We start from the raw sequence: 9,559 nt of genomic DNA on the forward strand, positions 1-9,559 counted from the left end.
AATTACAGCAAAGTCAATAGTTGTTTTGTAAGATGTCACGACATTAAGTGTATTTAGTCAAATTAATTTTAGGAGTAGTCGTTAACTAAAACTGAGGACATGAGTGAAATAAAGGAAATATTAGGGGTAAAAACCAATCACCCATACATAAATGAATACAGAGAGACTGTAAATAATCTTTTTACAAATACTAATAGAGATGTTCTAGAAAATTTTTTTTATTACCTTAAAAGGGAACTTAAAAATATAACTTTTGGGAATTTTGCATCAGAATCAGAAGTAGGAACTGTCATTGAAACTGTTTTCGTAGAGCTGTCTTATGCATTAAAGTGGCAAAATGACGCTACGGCAGGAGGTAAATTATCAAGAAAAAGTATTTTCTTGTTTAAGAATCAAGATGACAAGGAATTTTTTGAAAAAAGTTTAATTGGTGACGAAACAATTCTTATTGAAAAGATTTTACTTGTAATTGAAATTAAAAGCCCAGATATCGATTTACGAAAAGCAGAAGATCAGTTTTATGATGTCCTTAATCAGTATAAGAGAGATTTTGGGATAATCACAAATGGACACACATGGAGATTTTATGACAAATCACAAATTTATACTGGAGAGAAAAAATATATTGAGTTTGATTTTTCAGAAATATTAAAGAATAAATTTAATGATCAAGAAGGGTTCTTTCTGTTTTATTATCTTGTTCGGAAGGATAGGTATTTAAGTGGTGAAATTGAAGAAGAAAAAGCAGAAAGGATACGTGAACAAAATACAATCAAGAAAACTCTTAAGGAAATACTTTATGCTAACCCCGATGACTCTATTGTATTTAAAATAGCAAAGAATATATACGAAAAAGAATTTGGATCAAACCCTTGCATTGCTTTTAAAGAATTAGAGACTATTTTAGAGGAATCAATAATATTTGTACTGAGAATATTTTTCATTGCCTACATCGAAGACAAATTTAGAGATGTTTTAGAAACACACGTGGTATACAAGGATAAGGTTTCTTTTAGGCATTTCTTTTACCCAAAGTTAATCCAGGAAAACATAAAATACAGCGAACTCTTATCCATTTTTGTTTTACTGGATAAAGGAATGGATAATGAGTTTATGAAATTTCCCATGTTTAATGGAGGGCTTTTTTCCGAATCTAAAGCAAGGCACCTAAAAAACGAAAACTTATTGACAACAGAGGAAATAAAAGATATCTTAACCAAGATTTTATTCTTTAAGGAGGAAAATGCTAGAGATAAAAAATATATAGGATATTCAAAGATAGATGTAAAAAGCTTTGGGGAGCTTTATGAGGCACTTATTGAGTACGATTTAAGAATTGCCCAAGATACTATTTATCGTATTAAAGTAGACGGTAATTACCTGATTTACACTGAAAATAATTTACCCATCCAATACAAAAACACGAGGGAAGTTATCACTTATTACTCAGGAGATATTTATCTTACTTCAATGTCTTTGAATAGAAAAAAAAGCGGAGCGTTTTATACACCAGACAATCTTACAGAATTCATGGCAACTTCAGCCATTGAAGAACAACTTAAGATTAAATCTCCTTTCAATATTAAGATCATTGATAATGCCTGTGGATCTGGGCACTTTTTGATTGCAAGTTTAAATTACCTTACAGATAAAGTTTATGCTAGTATTGAGGACTTCAAGGATGTCAAAAGTGAAATGGAAAATGAGCATAAGCTCATTGAAGCTGAAATTAGAAAGTATGGCATAAAAAATATAGATGATAAGCTAATTTTAAAGAGGATGTTACTCAAAAAATGTATTTATGGAGTAGATATTAATCCAATTGCTGTTGAGGTTACGATGCTAAGTCTTTGGATAAATACTTTTATTTTTGGGACTCCCTTAAGCTTCATTGAGCATCACATCAAAGCAGGTAATGCTTTAATTGGATATATGAGGGACGAATTTTATCATTTTATTCTTAAGCATCTTCCCAATGATGCGAGCCTGTGGTTGAATGAAAAAATTAAGAATATTATGAAAAAAACAGAAGAATTTTTGCAAAGATTGAAATGTATTAACGACATTACCAAGGAACAGATTGAAGCATCTAAGATAATTTATTCTGAGTATAAAAGATATGGAGATAAATTAAGACGGGTTTTTTCTCTAGCTAAGTTATATGAGCTATATTCAATCAAATCTTTAGCATTGAATAAAAGTATAACATTTGGAGGTAGTGGTAGTTATGATGTTGCAAAATTGATAGAAAGTATTATGAATGATGATATCTCGGAATACGATAGTGAGATAATAAAAGAAATTGAAGCATTTCACCATGAATACAAGATTTTTCATTATGGGATAGAATTTCCTGATGCAGCTAGTTTTGAAATTGTGATTGGAAACCCACCTTGGAAGAAAGCTAAATTTAATGAGTCTGAATTTTTTGCTAAGTACAACCCCGATTATAGAAAATTAAGTATACTTGAGCAAAATAAATTTAAATCAGATACAATGGGAAGTGACATCAACACTGAAAGTAAAACATTGACTAGTTTGTATGGAGACGAGAAAAGAATTGTCAGTAAGCTAAATGATATTTATAAGAATGGTTTTAAAAAATTTTCATGTGGAGGGGATCCCAATCTTTTTCGATATTTTGTGGCATTTAACCTGAAGCTCATTGCTAGGGGAGGAAATTTAACATATCTTATTCCTTCTTGTATGTGGAACGAACATAGCTCTCAAAAACTCAGAATATTTCTTTTTGAAAATTACGAATTAAATTACCTGTATCAGTTTCAGAATAAGAAACGATTTAAGGATGTGGTATCTTGCTTTAAGTTTGCCATTTTTCAAATTAGTAATAGCGGCAGGAAAACGTCCAAGTTTAAGGCAAAATTTATGATTCAAAAGGACGACAAAATAGTTGAAGAGATGACCGAGGAGCTGAAGTTTATTAAGAAAGGTCAAAATTTTCCTTATCGAGGGCTTTATTTAAGCTTAAAAGATATTAAAGACATTTCTCCTGTTAAATATATTGTTGCAGAATATAGGAGCAAAGAAGAATTTAACCTAACTAAAAAAATGTTTAAAAAATTTAATATTCTCTCTGAGGACTATATTAATTTCGGAGAAGGGTTACACGCCACGAAACATAGATCTTATTTCAAAGAATGCGATACAAGAGAAGATGACAATATATTCCTTTACAAAGGGGCCAATATTCATCAATTTAATTCAAGATATTTTGAAAGTGAAGAGACTAAGGGTACTTCTCAGTTATTATGGATAAATAAGCAAGATCTGAAGAATATAGTCCCGAATTGGTTCAGATATGAAAACTTTAAAATACAATATAGAAAAATTGCAAGAAATACAGATGAGAGGACTATGATTAGTGCCCTAAAGCCCAGAGATAGTTATTGTACTTACAGTTTATATTTAAATTATGAAAAGCCTTCTGTGTCTATTTTGAAAAAATTATTTATTATTAGTGTTTTTAATTCTTTACCTTTTGATTTTTTAATTAGGAAATTTGTTGAAATTAATGTTCAAAAAACATTTCTTTATCAATGTCCAATGCCCCAACCCACAGATGGGGAAATTTTAAGTAATCCAATTTACTTAAAACTGGCTAAGAATGCATGTATTTTAACTGTCAAGAATGACCTTAACAATTTTTCTGAACTACTAGATATTAAAGATCTTAAATTTACTGGTGAAGAGAAAGAAAAAATACTAACACTAGATTTCAAAGATGGATATTTCCAAGAGACCGAAAGAGATATTAATTTTATTGTAGCATTTCTTTATTCTTTGACTCCTGATGAATTTTTTGTTTTACTTGAAGATTTTAAAGTATTGAAGAAGAAAAAAGGTAAACATTATTTTTTGAATTTAGTTGAAGAATATGCAAGATGGTTGAAGGAAGAGAAGAAGCTATTCTCTTTATTTTAGCTATCTTCTTAAATAAAAAGATGCCTTAAATAATCAGCTTAAATATCTAATTGGGTATGAATGAGTAGTTGAAATACGTCCCAGTATTATCCCAAAGGTACTTAAAATAAAGTTCAAAAGTTATATTTATTATAATATAATATTGATTATTTATTTATATTTGGTATAATACCAATATTATATCAAATATAGGAGGGTATAAATAATGGAGGGGTTAATGAAAATATTAATTGTAAGTTTACTTTCGTTAATAGCAATATCTTGTACTCATGAGGAGCAGCAAGGGTCATCTTCAAAAGAGGTATCTCAGGAAGACGACGCAAACAAACAAGAAAAAGAAAATTTAAAAAATAAAGAAAATTTAAAAAATCATGTGTTTACGACAGAAAGTGATTTAGGTCGATTATTAAGCGAAACAGAAACGTTATTGGAAACTGCTAAGTTAACACCGGAAAATCTAAACACATCAAACGAAAACACAATCGGGAATATAGTTGTGTCCTCATTAGATTTAATTTCATCTGCAGCAGATAAGTTAGGAAGTGCATCAGAAAAAGCACATGGGTTAGTAAATATAATAGAGGTTAAAGACAAAGTGGCATCATCATACTGGACATAATAAAAGTATGATTAAAATTACCATTTGATAAACTTTTATTGGACAACAAATCAATATACACTTGATTATTTCAAGTAAAAAGTACAGTCTTAAAACTTTGTTCAAGCTATTAACAATAAAATTAATAATAGAATGAGGAGCATAGTAGACACCTAAGATATGGGTTGATGGAAAAGGGTTTAATCTCAGAATCTAGAGTCTTTTAGTTTAATTCTGTATTGTTTGTAGTTTCCTTTTTGATTTTATCTAAAGCCTCTTTTAGTACCTTAGCTGCCTCTACTAAATCATCTCCGGCTTTTTGCATAGCTTGCGAAACCTCTGCTACGGCTACTTTAGCTCTTTTTACTTCTTCTGTCTCTGATACAGGCTTTGGTTCTTGCATTTGGGCTTTTATACACTATCCTTATATTTTGTTCCTCTTTTTTGGCAAGATCAACTGTTTCTTTTGTTGCCAAAACTGATGGTCTTAAGAAAGTTGATATTGTTATAATTCATGTCTGTTGTTTTTTCTCTATTTAGATCTATTACTTCTTAGTAACTACTTTAAATAAATATTATCCTAAAAAAGAAAAGTCAAGGGATTAGGCCTTGGCTTTTCTTTTGTATTGCCCTAGTAGCATTACAACCCAAGATAATAAAATAGTGAACAAACGATTAATAATTTTAACTAAACCTTGTCTTTGAGCCAGAAATGACATGAAAGAAAGGAAAAATAATAAAACTACTTATTCCTTTCTTTGGTTTTTTAATTACTTAAGTTCCGTTTAGTGAATTTAGAACTTCTTGGACTATTTTTTCTGTTTTCTCAGCTATTTTTATTACTAATTCTGACACTTGCTCCATCTTTAATTTATTTTAATTAGTGCCATTCAGTTTTTCCTTCGGTCTTGAGTTAAAAAATATATGGCCCAATAGTTAATGATCCTAACATAATTTACGTATAGGGTAACATAAAAGACGGCAGGGCATCCCATAGTACAGATGCTAAGGCTTTGACATTACCAGACCAAGCAACAAACAGTTCAATTAAAGAGATTCTTTAGTGTCGAATTCCTTGCATTCACTAATTATTAAGTCAATTTGATCTTGAATTGCTATGGTATGATGAACTACCTTTATGACTCTTTCAAGGTGTTCAATTTCATCAAGACTTAACTCTCTACCCTTTCTACAATTAATGTAATTCCTTAGTACCTGATAGCTACCAATAGTAAATTCATAGACTTCAAAAGGCACATTTATAAATTTATTATTATTATTGTAGATAATTTCTTTTGATGTCTTGCAGTAATAGATTTTTTCTATTATGTTGTTCTCATTGTTATTATTTGAAATGTGGACGCCAATATTTTTGTTTAGTGAATTATTGTTTTTTAGTAAATGAGTATTAATTAGTTTATTTCCTAGCCTGATAAGTTTTTCAAAGGATGCAAGATCATTTACAAAAATAATTTTAGGAAAGTCAATTTCTAAAAAATCAGCAAATTTTGTGCGGTAGATATTGGAATTAAGGATTGCATAAATGTATTCTAATATTGTATGTGGCTCAAATTTTTTGGGATATTTTATATCAATATAATTTCTAAAGCTTATTTTAAAGTTTTCTATTTTTTCAAGGGATTCATTTTCTTTTTTTTCGCATTTCAAAGATTTTTGTTCTTCTGTGATAAACAAAGGAAACAAATAGCATGCACTGATTTTATTTGAGATTGAACCCTTTGCCATAATACTGGACGAAACGAAAGTATGATTAAAATTGCTATTTGACAAACACCTAGAGGATAGCAACCCTATATTATGGTCAATGTTTAACATGTGTTTCATTATCTCATAGCTGGGTCTAGATATGAGACCTTTGCTTTCAGTATAATAAACATATCTATTATCGAAGGGTCTGTAAGTTATTTTTTTAACATACTTTGCGTCAATGTCTGTGAATTTTAAGAATTTTTGTATTATTGGTAAGCTCCAATTTACAGAATCTTTGTTTAAATTGTATTTACTCCTTGCATCTTTTTCATTAAGACATGCAAGATCATTAAGCTTGGCTAGGAGTTCTTTCTGTGTGAAACCAATTGCAATTCTATCTTTAGAAGTTGTTATTCCCACATTTAATCTATTAAAAATTTCTTTTAAAGAGATTCCTTTATTATAAATAGCCTCATTATCGTAATTCTTTTTGACAAAAAGGTAATAGGGTTCTCTAATATCAAGTTTTTCAAAATTAATACTGAAGACATCATTATCATTTAGAGATTCATATTTCTGTAGTCTAGTTCCTTTAATGCTTTTGTAGTAAACACTGGCAAGTTCGTTTTTTTTGCATCCATTGTATTTAATAAAAATCCCAATAGAGACACCCACTTGGATATTAAATACATTCTCGTCGGGATTTCCATCATAATTTTTTTCCCTTTTTCTGGAGTTTCCATGTAAATTAAGAATATAGATCTTATCAAAGGTTTTAAGTAGATGGTATCTCATTCCCCTAAAAGTAATATTGTCCAAGTATCCGTTATTAGTAATAATGCCTAGCAAACCTTTGTTGGAATTTTCAATATTGTGTTCTGCAAATCTGATAAATTTTACATAGTCATCATTTAAAGCTTGGATACTTATTTCTTTCGATGACGCATTAAAATCAAATTTTTTATAAACTTTGATTAAATCTAAAATATAATTATTGTTATTTTTCGATCCTGAGTTATACGGTGGATTTCCAAGCATTACTAGAATTGGCTTATTCTTAATCTCATTGGATAGTTTATTTTCTTCGTTAATTGCGGGGAAAAGCCACCGAATATCATTTTTAATTCCTGAAGAGGGAGGTTCAAGTGTGTTTGTTAAAGCAATCTTTAATCTTAGTTCTTCATTTTTAAATTCAAAATTACAAACTTCCTTTAAATATTGAAATAGTTTTAAATGAGCAACCGCGTAAGGGGCCATTAAGCATTCAAACCCGTATGTATTTTGTAATATGTGATTATTTATATAATCTCTTTGTTTTCCAGTCTCTTTTGGAATTTCTCTTAATATACACTTGATGACTTCAAGTAAAAAAGTACCGGTACCAGTAGCAAAATCTAGCACAGTTACTTCTTCTCTATTTGCGAGCCCATTTTCTAAATTAAAGCCAAGCTTTAAAACTTTGTTCAAACTATTAACAATAAAATTAACAATAGAATGAGGGGTATAGTAGACACCTTTGCTTTTTCTTAAATTACTATCATATTTAATTAAGAAATCCTCATAAAAGTAAAGATATGGGTCCTTAGCATAAGCTACTTCTGAGACTTTATTTTTAGTGAATGAAAATTGTTCAAAAATTGCTTTTGTGTCGATATTGTTGACGATGTTGATTAACTTGTTTAAGATCCATTTTATTCCAGTGTATTCTTTGCTCTTTGTAATATCATACATTAGGCGAAATATATCTTTAATTACTCTAAAATTTTTGGGTATTAATTTTTCAATGTCATCAAAATTTATTTTTAAGTCATTTGCATTATTAAGTTTTGCAAGAAAAAGTCCATATGTAATAGTCTGAGCAATTGAATCTGAAAATTCTCCAATGCCAAGAGCATTATTGTATATACTTTTATTAAGGAAGTCATAAGTACCCGATAACGTATTTTGTTTGTTTAAATCCGAGCTTAAGTTTTGTTCAATTAGGTCTTTTAAAATTTTTGTTCTTTGTGCAAGCAAGCAAGCTAATTTTTCAACACTTGTGATTTTTTCAGGTGGACTTTGGAAGAATTCACCAAGAATATCCGCCACTTTGCTTAATTTTAAAGGATCAATTTTTGTATTTTGTTTTTCTAAGTCAGTTTTCAATAATAAAATTTCTCTTGAGATAACGTTTCCATTTTCTATCCAAATAAATTCAATATAATTTGTTAGTAAGAGATTATTTGATAGTTGCTTGTATTTCTTAATCTGAGTACTTTTTAAGGTATCATCTAAATTTTTTTCTATCTTTTTAACTTCAATGTATCCTATTATATTTTCCTGATTTTTAACAACAAAATCAGGAGCCCCTAACCCCTCTTTATTTTGTTTTGGTTCATGGTAAATTTCAATGCCGGAATTGGAATTTATAGAGTTGAATTCGTCAAACAAATTTTTCAAGTGCGACCGATCCATCTGTTCTGTTTTATCATCTAATGAAGTTTGTTTTAATTTTTTTATATATCTTTCAAATATTTTTACATGTCTTTCATTCCTATATTTATTCATACCCTTTAATTATGAATTTATTTGTAATCTTTTTCAATCTCTTTCTCAGTTTATGTTGGGTGGTGGTAGGAAATTGATAAAGAAAAGATTTTCGATAATAACATTATTGTTATATGTGCTCGAGTACTAAATTTTTTGGGAGGTCATCAACAGAAAAATACAGAGGGGATAATACTCCCCTCTGTATTTTTTATTTTCAGTAGTATAGATCATGTATAAAGTCATCATAAATTCTCTTATAGGCTTTTAAGAAAGTAGCCCCTTTCATGGACGAAGAAACAACCTTCTCGTATATAGCTTCAAATCTACTTTTTATAATCCAACCGCTCACTCTTCTAATTTCTAAAGCGATAATCTCAGATCCTCTTGTTCTGTGGTACGACTGCGCAAACAACTTCAGAGAGAATAATATTATTAGGATTGCAAGCTAGAAAAGCCAGGACAGTGGGTAAAGTCAACGATTTATTTTTCATCATTAAAATTCTCCTTTAGTTTTAAGCCCATTTATCTGTGGCTTACTCCGACTAAAATTATTCCCCTCAAGGTTTCACTAAGCAATAATTGAATCTCCGCTTAGGGTCCCAGTTTCGGTATTGGTTCCTTTTAGGATAATTTTTATTTAATATACTTACTATAAGTAATAGAACCAAATTAGAAAAAGACAACAGGCAATAATAAAGATAAGAGAACAAAAGCGCATATATATCTAGCGATAGATAAGCAATAAAGATATATGTTTTTATAGATAGAATTTAGTAATAT

General features: G+C 29.5%; 5 protein-coding genes. 2 read left to right on the forward strand and 3 right to left on the reverse strand.

The annotated features are described in order from the left end of the window. Positions 1 to 99: 99 nt before the first annotated feature. On the forward strand, positions 100 to 3,942 hold the full coding sequence (locus QYZ68_RS04425) for an Eco57I restriction-modification methylase domain-containing protein (RefSeq protein WP_301384352.1): 3,843 nt from the start codon (positions 100 to 102) through the stop codon (positions 3,940 to 3,942). A gap of 205 nt (positions 3,943 to 4,147) precedes the next feature. After that, positions 4,148 to 4,561, forward strand: a complete 414-nt coding sequence (locus QYZ68_RS04430) for an OspD family protein (RefSeq protein WP_301384354.1) — start codon at positions 4,148 to 4,150, stop codon at positions 4,559 to 4,561. A gap of 202 nt (positions 4,562 to 4,763) precedes the next feature. Here QYZ68_RS04430 and QYZ68_RS04435 read toward each other — a convergent pair whose 3' ends face one another. The 3 genes from QYZ68_RS04435 to QYZ68_RS04445 form a co-directional block, all read right to left on the reverse strand. Then, a complete protein-coding gene (locus QYZ68_RS04435) occupies positions 4,764 to 4,943 on the reverse strand; it encodes an OspD family protein (RefSeq protein WP_301384355.1) in 180 nt (59 codons plus the stop codon). A gap of 644 nt (positions 4,944 to 5,587) precedes the next feature. Continuing rightward, entirely contained in the window at positions 5,588 to 8,797 is a 3,210-nt protein-coding gene (locus QYZ68_RS04440) for a type ISP restriction/modification enzyme (RefSeq protein WP_301384357.1), read from the reverse strand. Positions 8,798 to 8,993: 196 nt separating this feature from the next. Then, positions 8,994 to 9,191: a hypothetical protein gene (locus tag QYZ68_RS04445; RefSeq protein ID WP_301384358.1), complete on the reverse strand. Its 198-nt coding sequence runs from the start codon at positions 9,189 to 9,191 to the stop codon at positions 8,994 to 8,996. Positions 9,192 to 9,559: the final 368 nt, after the last annotated feature.

Source organism: Borrelia sp. P9F1 (assembly GCF_030436115.1).
Lineage (GTDB): Bacteria > Spirochaetota > Spirochaetia > Borreliales > Borreliaceae > Borrelia.

What these genes read in the sequence shown, in the direction of transcription:
- QYZ68_RS04425 (WP_301384352.1), top strand. Translation starts at nt 100, where the DNA reads ATGAGTGAAATAAAGGAAATATTAGGGGTAAAAACCAATCACCCATAC.
- QYZ68_RS04430 (WP_301384354.1), top strand. Translation starts at nt 4,148, where the DNA reads ATGGAGGGGTTAATGAAAATATTAATTGTAAGTTTACTTTCGTTAATA.
- QYZ68_RS04435 (WP_301384355.1), bottom strand. Translation starts at nt 4,943, where the DNA reads ATGCAAGAACCAAAGCCTGTATCAGAGACAGAAGAAGTAAAAAGAGCT.
- QYZ68_RS04440 (WP_301384357.1), bottom strand. Translation starts at nt 8,797, where the DNA reads ATGAATAAATATAGGAATGAAAGACATGTAAAAATATTTGAAAGATAT.